Origin of the sequence: Novosphingobium sp. KN65.2 (assembly GCF_001368935.1) — a bacterium.
GTDB lineage: Bacteria > Pseudomonadota > Alphaproteobacteria > Sphingomonadales > Sphingomonadaceae > Novosphingobium > Novosphingobium mathurense.
Genome location: NZ_CCBH010000158.1, coordinates 41,376 through 57,852 on the forward strand (window position 1 = coordinate 41,376; position 16,477 = coordinate 57,852).

Consider the following 16,477-nt stretch of genomic DNA (forward strand, 5'->3'; position numbering starts at 1 on the left):
TATTTTGGCGATAGTAAGGTGCGGGACGCCTGTTGTTCGCGAGACCTGGTTAACGGGCTGTAGTTCGCGACTCGCTCGAGTCCCGATTCGGGACTCGTTAACGATCCAAGAGGCTCGAACGGGTGAATTCGTTAACGAATTCAGCTCTCGCCATGGCCGAGCGCAAGATAATCTGCGCTCTGCATTTCATTGAGGCGGCTTACCGTGCGCTCGAATTCGAACCGGCCGGTGCCGGCCTCGTAAAGCTCCTCGGGGGAGGCGTCGGCCGCCACGATCAGCTTTACCTTGTTCTCATAGAGCGCATCGATCAGGGTCACGAAGCGGGCCGCTTCGTTACGACGGTCGGGCCCCATCTTCGGAATGCCGACGAGGATGACCGTATGATAGGCGCGGGCAATGGCAAGATAGTCTGATGCACCGCGCGCTTCGTTGCACAGCCGCTTGAAACTGAACACGCCGACGCCCTTGAGGCTCTTTGGCACGAACAGGGTGCGACCGCCGCCGACATCGATCTCGGCGGATGGTACGTGTTCAGCATCCTCGGGCGGATAGTCGGTGAGGCGATAGAAGGCTTCGCGCGCTTGCTGGGTTGCCGGTTCGCCCAAAGGCATGTGCCAGGTCGGCATGCCGCCGAGACGTGCAAGCCTATAGTCGGTTGGACCGTTCAGCGTCATCACGTCCAGTTCCTGCTCGATCAGACCGATGAAGGGCAGGAAATGTTCGCGATTGAGGCCGTCCTTGTAGAGCTGCGATGGCGCCCGGTTCGAGGTGGTGACGATCGTCACGCCCTCGTTCACGATCAGGTGCGTGAACAGGCGGCTCATGATCATGGCGTCTGCGGAATTGTTGACCACCATCTCGTCGAAGGCGAGACACTGGACGTTGCGCGCGATCTGGGCTGCGACCGGCGGGATCGGATCGCCGGTTTCCTTCTTGCGTTCGTCGCGCAGCAGCGCGTGTACGTCCAGCATGAAGGCATGGAAGTGGACGCGCTTCTTTTCGGTGATGTCTAGCGTCTGGTGGAAAAGGTCCATCAGCATCGACTTGCCGCGGCCGACGCCACCCCACATGTAGACGCCGCGCGGGGGCTGGGCCTTCTTCCCGAGCAGGCGTCCGAGCAGCCCGGTGGACGAGCGCGCCTTGTACATCTCGCGCTGGAGACGATCCAGGCGTTCGGCTGCCGCTGCCTGCTCCGGATCGACGCGGAGTTCGCCCGTGGCGACGAGCGCCTCGTAACGGTTGAGCATGCCGGTCATCGCGCTGACGGTTTCCGCAAGGTGCCCATGTAGGAAGCGATCAGATCGCCCCCTTGTTCAAGATTTCCGCGAAGGAAGAACAGGCGACCGGTTTCCTTCATGATCTCGCAGACGGCATCGAGCGGCTCGCCGATGCGCCCGCTTCCAATGAACTGTGTCGACAGGTCGAGGGTCACGGAAGAGGCAGAATTGCCGCCGATCACCTGGTTAACGGTCGCGAACAGGGAGATGTCGATCAGGCCAAGAATCACGGCGCCGTGAATGTTGCCGTGCAGGTTTCCGTGCATCGTCCTGGTGCTGAGCAGCCGCAGACGGGCCGCCCGGTCGCCTTCCTGTCGCACGAGCATCTTGCCCATAACGACAGGGTTGAAGCGTTCCTGGTCGGTCATGTCCCACGTATGCCAACCCGGATGTTCCGGATCGGGGGCGTGGATGAATGCGCTGGTAGGTTCCACCTCGGCTCAGACCGCGAGGATCAGACCTGGCGCTCCGCCTGCATCTTCTTGATTTCGGCGATGGCGCGCGCCGGCGAGAGGCCCTTGGGGCACACGTTGGCGCAGTTCATGATCGTGTGGCAGCGGTAGAGACGGAAGGGATCTTCCAGCTCATCCAGGCGCTCGCCGGTCATCTCGTCGCGGCTGTCGGCCAGCCAGCGATAGGCCTGAAGCAGGATCGCCGGGCCGAGGAACTTGTCGGAGTTCCACCAGTAGCTCGGGCACGAGGTCGAACAGCAAGCGCACAGGATGCACTCGTAAAGGCCATCCAGCTTCTCGCGCTGTTCGGGGCTCTGCAGGCGTTCCTTGCCCGACGGCGTCGTCGAGACGGTCTGCAGCCAGGGCCGGATCGAGGCGTACTGCGCGTAGAAGTGCGTGAAGTCGGGAACGAGGTCCTTGATCACTTCCATGTGCGGCAGCGGGGTGATGCGGATGTCGCCCTTGAGGTCTTCGATCGCAGTGGTGCAGGCGAGGCCGTTCGAGCCGTTCATGTTCATCGCGCACGAACCGCAGATGCCTTCGCGGCACGAACGGCGGAAGGTCAGCGAGGGATCCTGCTCGCTCTTCATCTTGATGAGCGCGTCGAGGACCATCGGGCCACAGTTGTCGAGGTCGATTTCGAACGTGTCGTAACGCGGGTTTTCGCCCGAGTCCGGATCATAGCGGTAGACGGTGAATTTCTTCACGCGCGCGGCGCCTTCCGCCTTGTGGACGTTGCCCTGCTTCTTGATCTTGCTGTTGGCCGGGAGGGTGAAGGTCGCCATGAAAGAATCCCCGTGATCTCGCATTGCGGCATGAACCGCTTCTGCAGACCCCTCTAGCGATTCAGCGGGCCGGGGCAAGGGGCCAGAGTGACAGGTTCTGCTGTTTGGATAGGGGGTGCCATTACGGTCATGTAAGGTCTGATTTGCGATTTAAGTCATTGAAAATTATGATATAAGTAACGAATTTCGATCTGTTTGGAGGAGGCTTGTGTGCTTTTGGGCGTGGGGCCGGTGCCCGGATTTGTGTTCAGGGCGATGGAAGATTTGCGCGAATCACAGCTGTTTCGCCGTGGAAGGCGGCCTTCCGGTGCGCCCTTTGAATGCGTTGGTGATCCGGTTGGGTCTGCGTCACACATGGGAACCGCTGCGCCCCGGTAGCGTAGAAGATGACAGGATCACGCGGTTTCGCTGGATTGAGCAAGGAGCGGGATTGATGACATGCGCCTGTGTGTTCGGGGCCGGAGGCGGGATTGGATCGGCGCTTGTGTCAGCGCTCGATGCGCGCGGCGATGTCGAACGGATATACGCTGCCAGCAGAAACCCGGTGGCGGCCAGCGACAAGATCGTCCCTTTGATCTGCGATGTTACCGAGGAAAGCGCTATTGCCGAGGCTGCACGGCTTATGGAGAGGGAAGGGCGGCCCGACCTCGTGATCGTAGCCAGCGGCGCGCTCGACTTTGCCGATGGGACAGGGCCCGAGCGGTCCTATCGCAAGCTGGACCAGGCAAGGATGGCGCAGCTCTTTGCGCTCAATGCGATTGCTCCGGCCATGGTTGCGCGCCATGTCCTGCCGCTCTTGCCAAGAGACAGGCGTAGTGTCTTTGCAGCGCTATCCGCACGGGTTGGCTCGATCGGCGACAATCGTCTGGGCGGTTGGCACAGCTATCGCGCGTCGAAAGCGGCGCTGAACATGCTCATCCGCAATTTCGCGATCGAACTGCGGCGCACTCACAGCGAAAGCGTGATCGTCTCCCTCCATCCCGGTACCGTGGATACGCCGCTCTCACGTCCCTATCAGCGCAACTTGCCTGATGGCCAGGTAACGGGCGCTGCACAGGCTGCGCAAAGCCTGCTTTCCGTTATCGATGGGCTTGGTTCCGCCGATAGCGGCGGATTCTTCGCCTGGGACGGCCAACCGATCCCGTTCTGACGACGCTACAAATCCAGTCAGCAGTCGCGGATACGAAAAAGCCCCGCAGCACGCGAAGGCGCTGCGGGGCTTTTTCCCGTTAGCTGGGCTTATTCGCCGAACGTGCGCTGCCACCAGCCGCGACGGGGGCGTTCTGCGCTCTCGCCATCGGCAGCTTCGTCGCCCGACGATGCATCCGCAGTCACTTCCTCGCCAGCAGGCGCGGCTTCGGCAGGTGCCGCTTCGGGTGCAGCGGTTTCTACCGCGACCGGCTCGGCTTCTGCGGCCGCCTTGGGCTCGGCCTTCTTGCGGCGGGTGCGCTTGGGCTTGGCCGGCGCTTCCTCGGCAACCGGAGCTTCTTCTGCCGGAGCTTCGGCGGCGACTGCTTCAGGCGCTTCCTCGGCTGCGGTTTCGGTTGCTTCGGTCTTGGGCTCGGCCTTCTTGCGGCGCGTGCGCTTCTTCGGCTTGGGAGCCTCTTCCGCTGCAGGTTCAGCCTCGGCTACCGGAGCTTCGGCTTCGACAGGAGCTTTCGCAACACCGGCTTCATCGTCCGAGTCCTGGCTCTCATCGCCGGTTTCGCCGGTCTCGCCTTCGCTATGCTCACCGGCCTCGCCATTGCGACGACCGCGCCTGCGGCGACCGCCACGGCGGCGGCGCTTGCGGGGCGCATCGCCTTCTTCCTCGTCACCGCCGACGAAGGATTCCTCGCCTTCGTTGTCGTTTTCGGCGCTTTCCGAAACCTCGGTCTCGGCGCCTTCCTCACCGGACTGCTCGTCACGGCGGTCGCGATTGCGACCACGGCGGCGGCGGCGGCGCTTGCGGCGACCTTCACCTTCGGCGCGGGATTCGGTTTCCTCGCGCTCGATCTCGTCCTCGTCTTCCTCGAAGATTTCGTCATCCTCGACCTCGACGGCGATCGGTTCGAAGCGGGGGACGAATTCATTGCGCGGACCGGACGAGATGACGCGCATCTTGGCGCCTTCGTTCTCGCCTTCCGGAATGACTTCGACGGCCACGCCGTAACGGGCCTCGATGTCGGCGAGGTCCGCACGCTTGGCATTGAGCAGGTAGACTGCCGCTTCGGTCGACGCGAAGAGCGAGACAATCACGCCCTTGCCCTTGGCTGCTTCGTCCTCGATGAGGCGCAGCGCCGAGAGGCCCGCCGAGCTGGCGGTGCGCACGAGGCCGGTACCGTCGCAGTGCGGGCAGGAGCGGGTGGTCGCTTCCAGCACGCCGGTGCGCAGGCGCTGGCGGCTCATTTCCATCAGGCCGAAGCTGGAAATGCGGCCGACCTGGATGCGCGCACGATCGTTCTTGAGCGCTTCCTTCATCGCCTTCTCGACCTTGCGGACGTTGGAGCCGTACTCCATGTCGATGAAGTCGATGACGACGAGGCCGGCCATGTCGCGCAGGCGCAGCTGGCGGGCGATTTCCTGCGCGGCTTCGAGGTTGGTTGCGACCGCCGTCTGCTCGATACCGTGCTCCTTGGTGGCGCGGCCCGAGTTGATGTCGATCGAAACCAGTGCTTCGGTCGGGTTGATGACAATGTAGCCGCCCGACCTGAGCTGGACGACAGGGTCGTACATCGCGGTGAGCTGGTCCTCAGCACCATAGCGCTGGAACAGCGGAACCGGGTCGGAGTAGGGCTTCACCCGCCGCGCATGGCTGGGCATGAGCAGCTTCATGAAGTCCTTCGCGGCGCGGTAGCCTTCCTCGCCCTCGACGACGACTTCCTCGATCTCGCGATTGTAGATGTCGCGGATCGCGCGCTTCACCAGGTCGCTGTCCGAATGGATCAGCGACGGCGCGGCCGAGTGCAGCGTCTTGTCACGCAGTTCGTCCCACAGGCGGGCGAGGTAATCGAAATCGCGCTTGATCTCGGTCTTGGTGCGCTGGAGGCCGGCCGTGCGCACGATGCAGCCCATCGAACGCGGCAGTTCCAGCTCGGCGATGATCGACTTGAGGCGCTTGCGGTCCGAGGCCGAGCTGATCTTGCGGCTGATGCCGCCGCCATGGCTCGAATTCGGCATGAGCACGCAGTAACGGCCCGCGAGGCTGAGGTACGTGGTCAGCGCCGCGCCCTTGTTGCCGCGCTCTTCCTTGACGACCTGCACGAGCAGGACCTGGCGCCGGTGGATGACGTCCTGGATCTTGTAGCGGCGACGCAGGGCGATGCGCTTGGCGCGCAGTTCGTCGGCTTCCTTCGAACGGCCCTTGCCCTGGCGACGGCGACCGCGACGGCGCGAGCCGCCGTTGTCGTCTTCCGACGTTTCGCCTTCTTCCTCGCTGCCGTGATCGAAGCCGTTCTCGACGTTGCCGTCCTCGATCGTGGCGACTTCGTCCTTCTCGGACGTGTCGACCTCGGTCAGGCCGCCGTCGTCGAAGTCCTCGCTGTCATTGCCGTGATCGTCGTCTTCATCGTCCTCGTCGCCGTCACGGGCGCGCAGGGCGGCCTCTTCCTCGGCGTGGGCCGCTTCCTCGGCGAGCAGCGCTTCGCGGTCTTCCTTCGGAATCTGATAGTAGTCGGGGTGAATTTCGCTGAAGGCGAGGAAGCCGTGACGGTTTCCTCCGAAGTCGACGAAGGCAGCCTGCAGCGAAGGTTCGACACGGGTCACCTTCGCGAGGTAGATATTGCCTTTTATCTGCTTGCGTTCGGTCGATTCGAAATCGAACTCTTCAATGCGATTTCCCTTGAGTACCGCCACCCGCGTTTCTTCCGGGTGGCGCGCATCGATGAGCATGCGCGTTGCCATTATGTGATCTCCAAACGCGCCTTATCCCGGCCGGATCAGCCGTGGTGGCGCGATTCTGTTCGAAAATGCCCGTTGCGTTTCCGAAGGCATGGCCAGTCGCGGCGAAGCTCTTCGTGTTCCGGGCGTGGGTAAGAATGAAGTCGGGGCAATCCAGCGCCCCGTTTTCGGCTATCGTTACGTCCGCTTCGTAAGCGGTGAGCGTGTCTGCGAGAGGAAGGCCGCGTGGCGAAATCGTACACGCGTTGAATTGCGACCAGACCGCCCACGCCCTCGGGGGCGTCGGCTGGCAAGGCGGCAATTGGCTTCTCATGTCTCGCGTCAACCTGTTAGGATCCGGAACAATTTCCGGCTTTGACGACCGGAGCTTCAGTGCTGTCGGTCCTGCCCGGCACCATTTCGTGGCGCTTGTCCGAATTGCAAGGACCGAAGCATTCCTGCCCCGGGTCGGTTCGGCCTAGCATTCATGGCCTTGCACGGCAAGTTACTTGCCTGACAGATATCTGACACGCTCATGGTTAAGGTTTTCTTTGCTGAATTCCGTGGGAACTGCGCAGGCAAAGGATTGTCGAGGCGCGGCGCGGCACTTAGTCACTCGGCCATGTCGCGGGTCGTTCGCCTGATCATACTGCTCTCTGCGCCGCTGTCGCTGGCACTGGCGGTCTTTGTCGTTCACCGCGAGCTCGAGCGCCCGGTCGGCGCACGGCACTACCTGATCCGCTTCGACATGCCGGCGATCGATGCCCCGGTCGACCTGCCCGGGGTCGAGGGGCCGCCCGATGCCAGTCGTCCGCTGGTGGTGATCGATGCCGGTCACGGCGGTTTCGATCCGGGCGCCGGGCAGGGCACGCTGAAGGAAAAGAATGTCGCACTGCAGATCGCGCTCGCCGTGCGCGACCGTCTTCTGGAGGGTGGCGGTGTGCGGGTGGCGCTGACGCGGGATAACGACCGCTTCATCGCTCTTGCCGACCGGCCCGATATCGCCCGGCGCCTCGGCGCGGACCTGTTCGTCTCGATCCACGCCGACAGTGCAGAGAACGATAGCGCGCGCGGGGCTAGCGTCTACGTCCTGTCCGAAAAGGGCTCGGACGAGGCGGCGCGGCGCTTTGCCGCCACCGACAGCCATTCGATCAAGGTGAACGGCGTGCCGCTTTCCGGGATCGATTCCGATGTGAGCAGGATCCTTCTCGACCTGTCGCAGCGCGACACCCAGGTCAGTTCGAGCGAAATCGCCGGGCTCATGCTGCGCGAATTGCAGGACGTGCGCGTCGGCCTTCACCGCGACCATGTCGAAACCGCCGCGCTGGCGGTGCTCAAGGCGCCCGACATTCCCTCGATCCTGCTCGAAACCGGTTACATCAACAATGCGGACGACGCGCAATTCCTAGGCTCGAAACAGGGACAGCGCACGATCGCCGGCGCGACGTCCCGGGCGATCCGTGCCTTTTTCGCCAGGAAAGCGGCGCTGTAAGCGCGTGATATCTGGCATATCGCCGAAGGCTCATGCTAGAGGGCTGGCGCAATGACCGACGAGACGAACGAGCAGGGCAGCCAGCAGCAGCCTGAAGACTTCACTTTCCGGATACGCAGGGAAGCGTCGGGAGGACTCTCTGTAGTCCGCCAGCTCTGGCGCACCAGCAACTGGGTGCGCCGCTTCGCCTATCTGTGCGTCGTGGGCCTTATCGGCCTGATCGGTTTCTGGATCTTCCTGACGCGCGACCTGCCGGACGCCAACAAGCTGCTCGAGTATCAGCCGCCGCTGCCGACCATGGTGCGCGGCCTCGATGGCGAGATCGTCTACAGTTATGCGCGCGAAAGGCGCGTGCAACTGCGCTTCGTCGATTTCCCGCGTCCGCTGGTCAATGCCTTCCTTTCGGCCGAGGACCGTACGTTCTGGACCCATGGCGGCGTCGACTTCGGCGGTTTTGCCGGCGCCGTGGTCGACTACATCGCCAAGTACGGCAGCGGTGAACGCGCCAAGGGCGGCTCGACCATCACCCAGCAGGTCGCCAAGAACATCCTTATCGGTGACGAGTACTCGGTCACCCGCAAGCTCAAGGAAATGGTGCTGGCCCGCCGCATTGAAGGCGTGTTGAGCAAGCAGCAGATTCTCGAACTCTACCTCAACGAAATCCCGCTGGGCCGCCGCTCCTTCGGCGTGCAGGCCGCGGCGCGCGCCTATTTCGACAAGGACGTCGACGAACTGACGCTCAGCCAGTCGGCCTTTCTCGCGATTCTGCCGCGCGCCCCGGAGGTCTACGGGCGCAAGAAGCACGCCGACCGGGCGATTGAACGCCGCAACTGGGTGCTCGACCAGATGGTCCGCAACGGTTGGGCCAGCAGGGAAGACGCGGAGAAGGCCAAGGCCGAGCCGCTCGGCCTCGTGACCCAGCGCGGGACGAACTACGATCCGGGTAATGGCTACTTCATCGAGGAAGTCCGTCGCCGCCTGATCGAACGCTATGGCGAAAAGGCTGAGGACGGTTCGAACAGTGTTTATGCCGGCGGCCTGTGGGTGCGTACGTCGCTCGACACGCAACTGCAGGACTCGGTTCGCGCAGCCTTGCGCAAGGGGCTGCTGAGCTATCACGGCAACCGTGGCTGGACCGGTCCGGTCGCGCACATCAAGGACATGGACAGCTGGCAGACCCAGCTCATCGTCTCGAACAAGACGATCGACTACAAGAACTGGAAGGTCGGCGTCATCCTGAGCGTTGGCGACGGTAACGGCCAGATCGGTTTCTCAGATGGCAATACCTTCGCCCTGACCAATATTCCGGACAATGCCAAGGTCGGCGATTTCGTCGCGGCAGAACCGATTTCCTCCGGCACTTACGCCGTGCGCACCATTCCCGAGGTTTCGGGCGGCATGGTTATTGAGCAGCCCTGGTCCGGACGCGTCCTTGCCATGCAGGGAGGCTTCGATTCCGGGCTCGGTTCGTTCAACCGCGCCACGCAGGCCGAGCGCCAGCCTGGCTCGACCATCAAGCCCTTCGTCTACGCGACGGCGCTGCAGTACGGCATGACTCCGGCGACCCAGGTGCTGGACGGGACGTTCTGCGTCTTCCAGGGCGCGGGGCTTGGCGACAAGTGCTTCCGCAACTTCGGCAACGAGGGCGGATCGGGCAGCCACACGATGCGCTGGGGCCTCGAGCAGTCACGCAACCTGATGACCGTGCGCATTGCCAACGATACCGGCATGCCGCGCGTCATCCGCACCTTCCACAATCTCGGCATCGGCGACTACAAGCCCTACCTGTCCTTCGCGCTTGGCGCCGGAGAGACGACGGTGGCGCGCATGGCCAATGCCTATTCGGCGCTCGCCAACAATGGCGTGCAGTTCCCATCTACGGTCATCGACTATGTTCAGGACCGCAACGGCAAGGTGATCTGGAACGGTGACAAGCGCCGCTGCGATGCCTGCAACATGCCCGAATGGGACGGCAAGCCGATGCCGCGCATCAAGCGCAAGGGCAAGCAGGTGCTTGACGCGGACACCGCCTACCAGGTGATCCACATGCTCGAAGGCGTGGTCATTCGCGGCACTGCGGTGCGTCTGCGTGACCTGAACCTTCCGCTGTTCGGCAAGACCGGCACCACCAATGGCCCGACCGACGTATGGTTCATGGGCGGAAACCAGGACTACGTGGGCGGTGTCTATGTCGGCTACGACAATCCGCGTTCGCTGGGCGGTTACGCACAAGGCGGCCGCATTGCCGCGCCGATCTTCAAGGACGTCGTGCTCGACACCCGCTCGCGCTGGAGCGATCAGCCCTTCATCGCGCCGGCCGGGATCCGCATGGTCCGCATCGACCGCGTGACCGGCAAGAAGGTCATGGGAGTCGAACCCACCAACGAGCCCAAGGCTTCCGTCATCTGGGAAGCGTTCAAGGCCGACACCGAACCGCGCCAGTACACTGCCGAGGACGAATTCACCCGTCGCCGGGACGCACTGGTGACGGAAATCCGCGAGGCCCGTGAAGCGCGTGCCGCTGCAACCGCGGCGTCAAGCGAGGCGCGTGACTTCGCCGAGGAACAGGGCGGGGTTTACTAAGTTGCGGGAGTGACGGCGCGCTCGGTCGGGCGCGGCCGTCTTCTTCGCATGTCAGTCCGACTTCGTGACGAGCTTGGCGCGCAGGGCCTTGAGCTGTTCGTTGAGCAGGTGAAGCTGTTCGGGCGGCGTGCCCGTGGCTTCCATGACTTCCAGGGGCACGCAGCGGGCTTCTTCCAGGATCGCCTTGCCCTGATCGGTGAGGGAAACGCGCACGACGCGCTCGTCGCGCGTGTCGCGTCGACGGGTGACGGTACCGGCCGCTTCGAGGCGCTTGATAAGCGGCGTGACCGTGCTCGATTCCAGAAACAGGCTCTCGCCCAATTCGCTGACGGTCTGTTCACCGCGCAGGGCGAGGGCGATCAGCGCAAGATACTGCAGATAGGTCAGCCCGTAGCGATCGAGCAGGGGCTTGTAGAGGCGGTTGAAGGCCAGACCCGTCGAGTACACCGAAAAGCAAAGGAAATCCGCAAAGGGATCGGTGGCTGAGGGCTGCGGCAGGTCGGGTTGCTTGGACATGGCTGCAATATAATTTGCGCGCGATTTAATCGCAAGGCTTGACGAATCGCGTCGCTGCGATCATTTAAATCGTATGCGAGTTAATCGTGCACTATCTATATCAGGAAAGGTACTCAGCGATGTCCATCAATGCCCTTTACAAGACCAGCGCAACGGCCACCGGCGGCCGCGACGGCAAGGCCGAAACCGACGACGGCAGCTTCTCGATCAAGCTGGGAACGCCCAAGGAACTGGGCGGCAACGGTGACGGCAACAATCCCGAACAGCTCTTCGCTTCCGGCTTTGCCGCGTGCTTCCTCAGTGCGATGAAGTTCGTCGCCTCGCAGAACAAGGACCTTCCGGCGGTCCCTGCCGACGCCAGCGTCAATGCCACGGTCGGCATCGGGCTGCGCAGCGACAAGGGATTTGCTCTCGCAGTCGCGCTTGAAGTGAGGATGCCCGGCGTCGATCGCAGCGCAGCCGAAGCGCTGGTCGCCGAAGCGGACACCGTCTGCCCGTACAGCCATGCGACGCGCGGCAATATCGACGTGACCCTCGCCGTCGCCTGACACCACGGGCAGTCGCGAAAGGGCCGGGCGACGGTTGTCGCGCGGCCTTTTTCGTTCATGACCGACAGAAACGACAAATCCCTTGGAGGTACTCCAAAAGTCTTGAGCGTTTCGTCCATCACGCGAATGGAGCCTCGCTGCGGATTTCATTAAATTGAGCCAAGTCGCGGGCGTCACGGCGGCGGTCTGGCGTCCGATGTCAAAGCACGAATCGTAGATCCCGAGGGTGCCGGTGTCATGATCGACCAAGCTTTGCACGTTATCGATAAGGTGCCATTTCTGCTGATCTCCTATGTGACCGTACTGGTCTTCGGCACGGCCATTTGCGCTTCGGCGGTGCTGCACGGGCAGGACCGATTCTCCCTTCGCGGACTTCTGCGAACCTGCTTTCCGCCTGAATTCTACCTGTCCCGCAGCACAGCCCATGACTGCGTGCTCTGGACGATTTCCAAGCTGCTGACGGTGTCCCAGCGGTACGTTCCGCTCGTCGTCTCGGCCATCATCATCACGCAGTTCCTCGATTACATGGCCGGGCCGGAGCGGGGCGTGGATGCGCGTATCCATGCCGGTGTGGCGACCACCGCGCTCGTCCTGATCTTTCTGTTCGTGTGGAAGGAACTGGTCGATTACGTGCTGCACTATCTGCACCACAAGGTTCCCTTCCTGTGGGAACTGCACAAGGTCCATCATTCGGCATCGTCGCTGATCCCGATCACTTCGCAGCGTGGAAGCCCGGTGGAAGTCCTTTTCACGGAAAACATGCGCGCGATCCTCATCGCGATCCCGCTGGCCGTTATCTGCTTCCTGACCGACGAAGATGTCGTCCTGATTTTTGCCTATTCGGGATTGTTCAACAAGGTCATCACCACGGTGACGCTCGATCCCCTGCGTCACTCGCACTTTCCGATCGGGCTGGGGCCGTTCGACCGGATATTCATCAGTCCGCACATGCATCAGGTCCATCACAGCAAGCTGGTCCACCACTGGGACCGTAACTTCGCCACGAACCTGGCCTTGCTCGACTGGATTTTCGGTACCGCCTATCGGCCCGGCAAGGGCGAGATGCTGGTCTACGGGATCGGTGCCGAAGCCGATGACAGGCAGTTCACTTCCCTGAAGGGGATACTGGTCGATCCGGTCGTGAATATGGGGCGACTGATTTTTGCCGGACTGCGCACAGGTCGATTGGCGGCGCACTGAAAGCGCGCCTCAGCGTTGTTCCACGGCGCTATCGAAGTCGCTGGGAGTACGGCTTGACGCTATGGTGCCGCCAATATTCTTGCCCGTCGGTTGACTAATCCCTTTGCGGCCACGACCTTGTGCGCGAAGTGATCCACCGGCAGGGGAGTTCGATGCCGTCACCAGCCTTTCACGCACCCGACACCGTGGAGGGCGTCGTCGCACTCCTGTCCGGCGATCCCACCGCACGGCCGCTTGGTGGCGGAACCGATCTGATCGTTCAGATGCGCTCGGGCCGGATCGCTCCGGGTGCCGTGGTCGACCTCAAGCGGATTGCGGCGCTGTCTGGCGTCAGGCGCGAAGGCGATGTTTTCGTGATCGGCGCGGCAACGCGGTGCACCGCGCTCAAGGATAATGCCGATCTGTGCGCCGCCTGGCCGGGTGTCGTCGAGGCGGCGAACCTGATCGGCTCGGTCCAGGTTCGCAACCGCGCGACGATGGCCGGCAACCTGTGCAATGCCTCGCCCGCTGCAGACAGCGTTCCGGCGCTCGTCGCAGCTGGCGCGACCTGCGTGGTCGCCGGGCCTGCGGGCACGCGCGAAGTCGCCGTGCAGGACATTCCCGTCTCGCCGGGCAAGACCTCTCTTGCGTCCGGCGAATTCGTGGTCGAGTTCCGCCTTCCTGCGCGAGGTGCGCGCGCAGGCGATGCCTATCTGCGCTCCATTCCACGCACGGAGATGGACATTGCCGTGGTCGGCGTGGGCGCCAATCTCGATCTCGATGCCGAGGGCACCTGCACTGCGGCGCGGATCGCGCTGGGCGCTGTCGCGCCGACTGTCGTGTTGGTCGAGGCTGCTGGCGCGGCGCTGGTGGGCACGAAGCTCGACGATGGCGCGCTGTCGGCCATGGTCGAGGCCGTGACAGCGGCTTGCGCTCCCATCGACGACAAGCGCGGGACCGTGGCCTATCGCAAGGCGATGGCCGGCGTCCTTGCGAAGCGCACCGTCCAGATTGCCGCCGAGCGCGCAGGAGCGAAGGCATGAACAGAATTCACGTCAATTCCACGATCAATGGCGATGTCACGGAATTCCTCTGCGATCCCGGCGCATCGCTGCTCGACGTCCTGCGCGATACGCTTCACCTGACCGGCTCCAAGGAAGGGTGCGGCTCGGGTGACTGCGGGGCCTGCACGGTCGAACTCGACGGCGAAATGGTGTGTTCCTGCCTTGTCCTTGCAGCCGAGGCCGAAGGACGCACCGTTGCCACGATCGAAGGCGTTGCCGAAGGTTCGGTGCTGCACCCGGTGCAGCAGAAGTTCCTTGAGCATGCCGCGCTCCAGTGCGGTTTCTGCACGCCCGGATTCATCGTTGCCGCCAAGTCGCTGCTCGATCGCAATCCCAATCCGACCGAGACCGAAGTGCGCTACTGGCTGGCGGGCAACCTGTGCCGATGCACCGGCTACGACAAGATCGTGCGTGCGGTGATGGATGCCGCGGCCGAGCTTCGCCAGGAAAGGACGCCGGCATGAACGCACCCGAAAAGATCGAGACTTTCCGCCATATCGGTACGCGCCCGGTTCGCCCCGACGGGGTCGACAAGGTTACCGGCAAAGCGCTTTACGGCACCGACTTCAAGGCGCCGGGCATGCTGTGGGGCGCGATCCTGCGCAGCCCGCATCCCCATGCGCGGATCCTGTCCATCGATACCCGCGCCGCAGAAAAGCTGGAGGGCGTGAAGGCGGTAGCGACGGGCAAGGACCTGCCGACGCTGGAGTCGCTCGTCATGCACGTGGGCGAGGGCGCTTCGGACATCGTCGACATCTCCCACAATTGCCTGGCCTACGACAAGGTTCTCTACGAGGGCCATCCGGTCGCGGCGGTCGCTGCAATCACCCCGGAACTTGCGCGTGAGGCGGCGGCGCTGATTTCGGTCGAATACGAAGTCCTGCCGCATGTCCTTGGGCTCGAGGAAGCGCTGGCCGACGATGCCCCGCTGATCCGGGAGCCGGCCAAGGGGGGGGCGGGCGAAACGCCCTCCAACGTGGCGATGGATGTGACCATGGGCAGGGGCGAGGTCGAAGCCGCGCTTTCGGGCGCTGCTGTCGTCGTCGAGGGACGCTACACGATGGAGCCGGTCCATCAGGGCTACATCGAGCCGCACGCCTGCGTCGCTTCGTGGAACGGGGACGGGCAGGCGCAGATCTGGTGTTCGAGCCAGGGCCATTTCATGGTCCGTTCGCTTACGGCATCGGTGCTGGCGATCCCGCAGTCGGACATTCGCGTAACGCCGCTTGAGATCGGCGGCGGGTTCGGCGGCAAGACCACGGTATATCTCGAACCGGTGGCTATGATCCTCTCGCGCAAGTCGGGCCGGCCGGTGCGCCTGGGCATGAGCCGCGAAGACGTCTTCCGCGCCACGGGTCCCGCGCCCGGTGCCATCATCGACGTACGCCTCGGCGCCGATGCGGACGGAACCCTTGTCGCCGCCGAAGTGACGTTCAAGTACCACTCCGGAGCCTTTGCCGCGAACGATGCCGGCGCGGGCGTTTCCAGCGCCATCGGACACTACCGCATCGCCAATACCCGCGTTTCGGGGATCGAGGTTCTGTGCAACCGTCCGGCGGCGAAAGCCTATCGCGCTCCGGGGGCGCCGCAGGTCAACTTCGCGGTCGAAAGCGCGATGGACGAACTGGCGATCAGGCTCGGCATGGATCCGCTCGAACTGCGCATGAAGAACGCGGCCAGGCCCGGCGACCTGCAGACATCGGGTCTGCCCTGGGGCGAAATCGGGTGGATGCAGTGCCTGGAGGCGGCCAAGGCGCATCCGCACTGGTCTGCGCCGCTAGGCCCCAACCAGGGACGCGGCATCGCCGGCGGTTACTGGGGTAACTACGGCGGTCCCTCCACCGTCAATCTCAGCGTTGCCGAGGACGGCACCTTCACCGTCGCCACCGGCAGCCCGGACATCGGCGGCAGCCGCGCCTCGATGGCGATCATGGCGGCCGAAGTGCTCGAGGTGCCGTACGAGCAGGTTCGTTGCGTGGTGGCCGACACCTCGTCTATCGGCCTGTCCTTCGTCACCGGCGGCAGTCGCACCACCTTTGCGACCGGCATGGCAACGGTCGAAGCCGCCAGGGAAGTGAAGCGCCTCCTGTGCGAGCGCGCCGCGCGCACCTGGCAGGTCCCCGCCCAGCACGTCGAATGGCTCGATGGCCATGCCGTGTGCACCTCGGGCGAAAGGCAGGGTTCGAAAATGAGCGCGGCGCAAGTCGCGGGCAGTTCACTGCATTCGGGCGGGCCGGTCACGGCGACCTCGGCGCTCAGCGCGCAGGGCTGGCTGCCGGGCTTCGGCTTCCACATCTGCGACGTCGAAGTCGATCAGGAAACCGGCCACGTTTCCATCGTTCGCTACACCGCCGTGCAGGATGTGGGGCGCGCAATCCATGCCGACTATGTCGAAGGCCAGATCCAGGGCGGGGTCGCCCAGGGCATCGGCTGGGCGCTGAACGAGACCTACATCTACAACAAGGATGGCAAGCTCGAAAATCCGGGCTTTCTCGACTACCGTATGCCGGTCGCATCGGACATGCCGATGATCGATACGGTAATGGTCGAGGTGCCCAATCCCGTTCACCCTTATGGTGTGAAGGGCGTGGGTGAAGTGCCGATCGTGCCGCCGCTGGCTGCCGTGGCCAATGCGGTGCGCGCCGCCACCGGCAAGCGGATGCGTTCGCTGCCGATGTCGCCGGACAAGGTCCATGCCGCGCTTCATGGCGAGGGTTGAGCGC

13 protein-coding genes are annotated in these 16,477 nt (G+C 63.6%); 8 read left to right on the forward strand and 5 right to left on the reverse strand.

Annotated elements, in window-relative coordinates:
* Positions 1-140 precede the first annotated feature (140 nt).
* The 3 genes from zapE to SPHV1_RS13105 are packed head-to-tail and all read right to left on the reverse strand — an operon-like array spanning position 141 to position 2,514.
* Positions 141-1,256, reverse strand: a complete 1,116-nt coding sequence (zapE, locus tag SPHV1_RS13095; protein WP_054946483.1) for a cell division protein ZapE — start codon at positions 1,254-1,256, stop codon at positions 141-143.
* Entirely contained in the window at positions 1,253-1,711 is a 459-nt protein-coding gene (locus SPHV1_RS13100; RefSeq protein ID WP_054946484.1) for a PaaI family thioesterase, read from the reverse strand. Before SPHV1_RS13100 ends, zapE begins: the two co-directional genes overlap by 4 nt.
* Before the next feature lie 20 nt (positions 1,712-1,731).
* Positions 1,732-2,514 carry a succinate dehydrogenase iron-sulfur subunit gene (locus SPHV1_RS13105; protein ID WP_054946485.1) on the reverse strand — a complete coding sequence of 261 codons (783 nt, stop codon included), beginning with the start codon at positions 2,512-2,514 and terminating at the stop codon, positions 1,732-1,734.
* Between the two features lie 433 nt (positions 2,515-2,947).
* Here SPHV1_RS13105 and SPHV1_RS13110 point away from each other — a divergent pair, with 433 nt between their 5' ends.
* Positions 2,948-3,664, forward strand: a complete 717-nt coding sequence (locus SPHV1_RS13110; RefSeq protein ID WP_054946486.1) for an SDR family NAD(P)-dependent oxidoreductase — start codon at positions 2,948-2,950, stop codon at positions 3,662-3,664.
* 89 nt (positions 3,665-3,753) lie between these two features.
* Here the strand turns inward: SPHV1_RS13110 and SPHV1_RS13115 are convergent, their stop codons facing one another.
* Complete coding sequence (locus tag SPHV1_RS13115; protein WP_054946487.1) at positions 3,754-6,396, reverse strand: ribonuclease E/G; 2,643 nt, start codon at positions 6,394-6,396, stop codon at positions 3,754-3,756.
* Positions 6,397-6,994: 598 nt separating this feature from the next.
* Here SPHV1_RS13115 and SPHV1_RS13120 point away from each other — a divergent pair.
* Together SPHV1_RS13120 and SPHV1_RS13125 are read left to right on the forward strand one after the other, a co-directional pair.
* Entirely contained in the window at positions 6,995-7,864 is an 870-nt protein-coding gene (locus SPHV1_RS13120) for an N-acetylmuramoyl-L-alanine amidase (RefSeq protein ID WP_054946488.1), read from the forward strand.
* 51 nt (positions 7,865-7,915) lie between these two features.
* Entirely contained in the window at positions 7,916-10,447 is a 2,532-nt protein-coding gene (locus SPHV1_RS13125; RefSeq protein ID WP_054946489.1) for a penicillin-binding protein 1A, read from the forward strand.
* A gap of 51 nt (positions 10,448-10,498) precedes the next feature.
* On the opposite strand, the gene SPHV1_RS13130 is transcribed toward SPHV1_RS13125, so the two are convergent.
* Positions 10,499-10,963, reverse strand: coding sequence for a MarR family winged helix-turn-helix transcriptional regulator (locus tag SPHV1_RS13130; protein ID WP_054946490.1), 465 nt, complete (start codon positions 10,961-10,963; stop codon positions 10,499-10,501).
* A gap of 119 nt (positions 10,964-11,082) precedes the next feature.
* Between SPHV1_RS13130 and SPHV1_RS13135 the strand changes: the two genes are divergently transcribed.
* From SPHV1_RS13135 to SPHV1_RS13155, 5 genes are all read left to right on the forward strand, one after another.
* Positions 11,083-11,511: an organic hydroperoxide resistance protein gene (locus SPHV1_RS13135; protein WP_054946491.1), complete on the forward strand. Its 429-nt coding sequence runs from the start codon at positions 11,083-11,085 to the stop codon at positions 11,509-11,511.
* A gap of 237 nt (positions 11,512-11,748) precedes the next feature.
* Complete coding sequence (locus SPHV1_RS13140; protein WP_054946492.1) at positions 11,749-12,711, forward strand: sterol desaturase family protein; 963 nt, start codon at positions 11,749-11,751, stop codon at positions 12,709-12,711.
* Positions 12,712-12,863: 152 nt separating this feature from the next.
* Positions 12,864-13,733 (forward strand): xanthine dehydrogenase family protein subunit M, encoded by an 870-nt coding sequence (locus SPHV1_RS13145; RefSeq protein ID WP_054946514.1) that lies wholly within the window; start codon positions 12,864-12,866, stop codon positions 13,731-13,733.
* Positions 13,730-14,218: a (2Fe-2S)-binding protein gene (locus SPHV1_RS13150; protein WP_054946493.1), complete on the forward strand. Its 489-nt coding sequence runs from the start codon at positions 13,730-13,732 to the stop codon at positions 14,216-14,218. The genes SPHV1_RS13145 and SPHV1_RS13150 overlap by 4 nt, the downstream gene beginning before the upstream one ends.
* Positions 14,215-16,473, forward strand: coding sequence for a xanthine dehydrogenase family protein molybdopterin-binding subunit (locus SPHV1_RS13155; protein WP_054946494.1), 2,259 nt, complete (start codon positions 14,215-14,217; stop codon positions 16,471-16,473). Before SPHV1_RS13150 ends, SPHV1_RS13155 begins: the two co-directional genes overlap by 4 nt.
* The last annotated feature ends 4 nt before the right edge of the window (positions 16,474-16,477 follow it).

What these genes read in the sequence shown, in the direction of transcription:
- zapE (WP_054946483.1), bottom strand. Translation starts at nt 1,256, where the DNA reads ATGACCGGCATGCTCAACCGTTACGAGGCGCTCGTCGCCACGGGCGAA.
- SPHV1_RS13105 (WP_054946485.1), bottom strand. Translation starts at nt 2,514, where the DNA reads ATGGCGACCTTCACCCTCCCGGCCAACAGCAAGATCAAGAAGCAGGGC.
- SPHV1_RS13110 (WP_054946486.1), top strand. Translation starts at nt 2,948, where the DNA reads ATGACATGCGCCTGTGTGTTCGGGGCCGGAGGCGGGATTGGATCGGCG.
- SPHV1_RS13115 (WP_054946487.1), bottom strand. Translation starts at nt 6,396, where the DNA reads ATGGCAACGCGCATGCTCATCGATGCGCGCCACCCGGAAGAAACGCGG.
- SPHV1_RS13120 (WP_054946488.1), top strand. Translation starts at nt 6,995, where the DNA reads ATGTCGCGGGTCGTTCGCCTGATCATACTGCTCTCTGCGCCGCTGTCG.
- SPHV1_RS13125 (WP_054946489.1), top strand. Translation starts at nt 7,916, where the DNA reads ATGACCGACGAGACGAACGAGCAGGGCAGCCAGCAGCAGCCTGAAGAC.
- SPHV1_RS13130 (WP_054946490.1), bottom strand. Translation starts at nt 10,963, where the DNA reads ATGTCCAAGCAACCCGACCTGCCGCAGCCCTCAGCCACCGATCCCTTT.
- SPHV1_RS13135 (WP_054946491.1), top strand. Translation starts at nt 11,083, where the DNA reads ATGTCCATCAATGCCCTTTACAAGACCAGCGCAACGGCCACCGGCGGC.
- SPHV1_RS13140 (WP_054946492.1), top strand. Translation starts at nt 11,749, where the DNA reads ATGATCGACCAAGCTTTGCACGTTATCGATAAGGTGCCATTTCTGCTG.
- SPHV1_RS13145 (WP_054946514.1), top strand. Translation starts at nt 12,864, where the DNA reads ATGCCGTCACCAGCCTTTCACGCACCCGACACCGTGGAGGGCGTCGTC.
- SPHV1_RS13150 (WP_054946493.1), top strand. Translation starts at nt 13,730, where the DNA reads ATGAACAGAATTCACGTCAATTCCACGATCAATGGCGATGTCACGGAA.
- SPHV1_RS13155 (WP_054946494.1), top strand. Translation starts at nt 14,215, where the DNA reads ATGAACGCACCCGAAAAGATCGAGACTTTCCGCCATATCGGTACGCGC.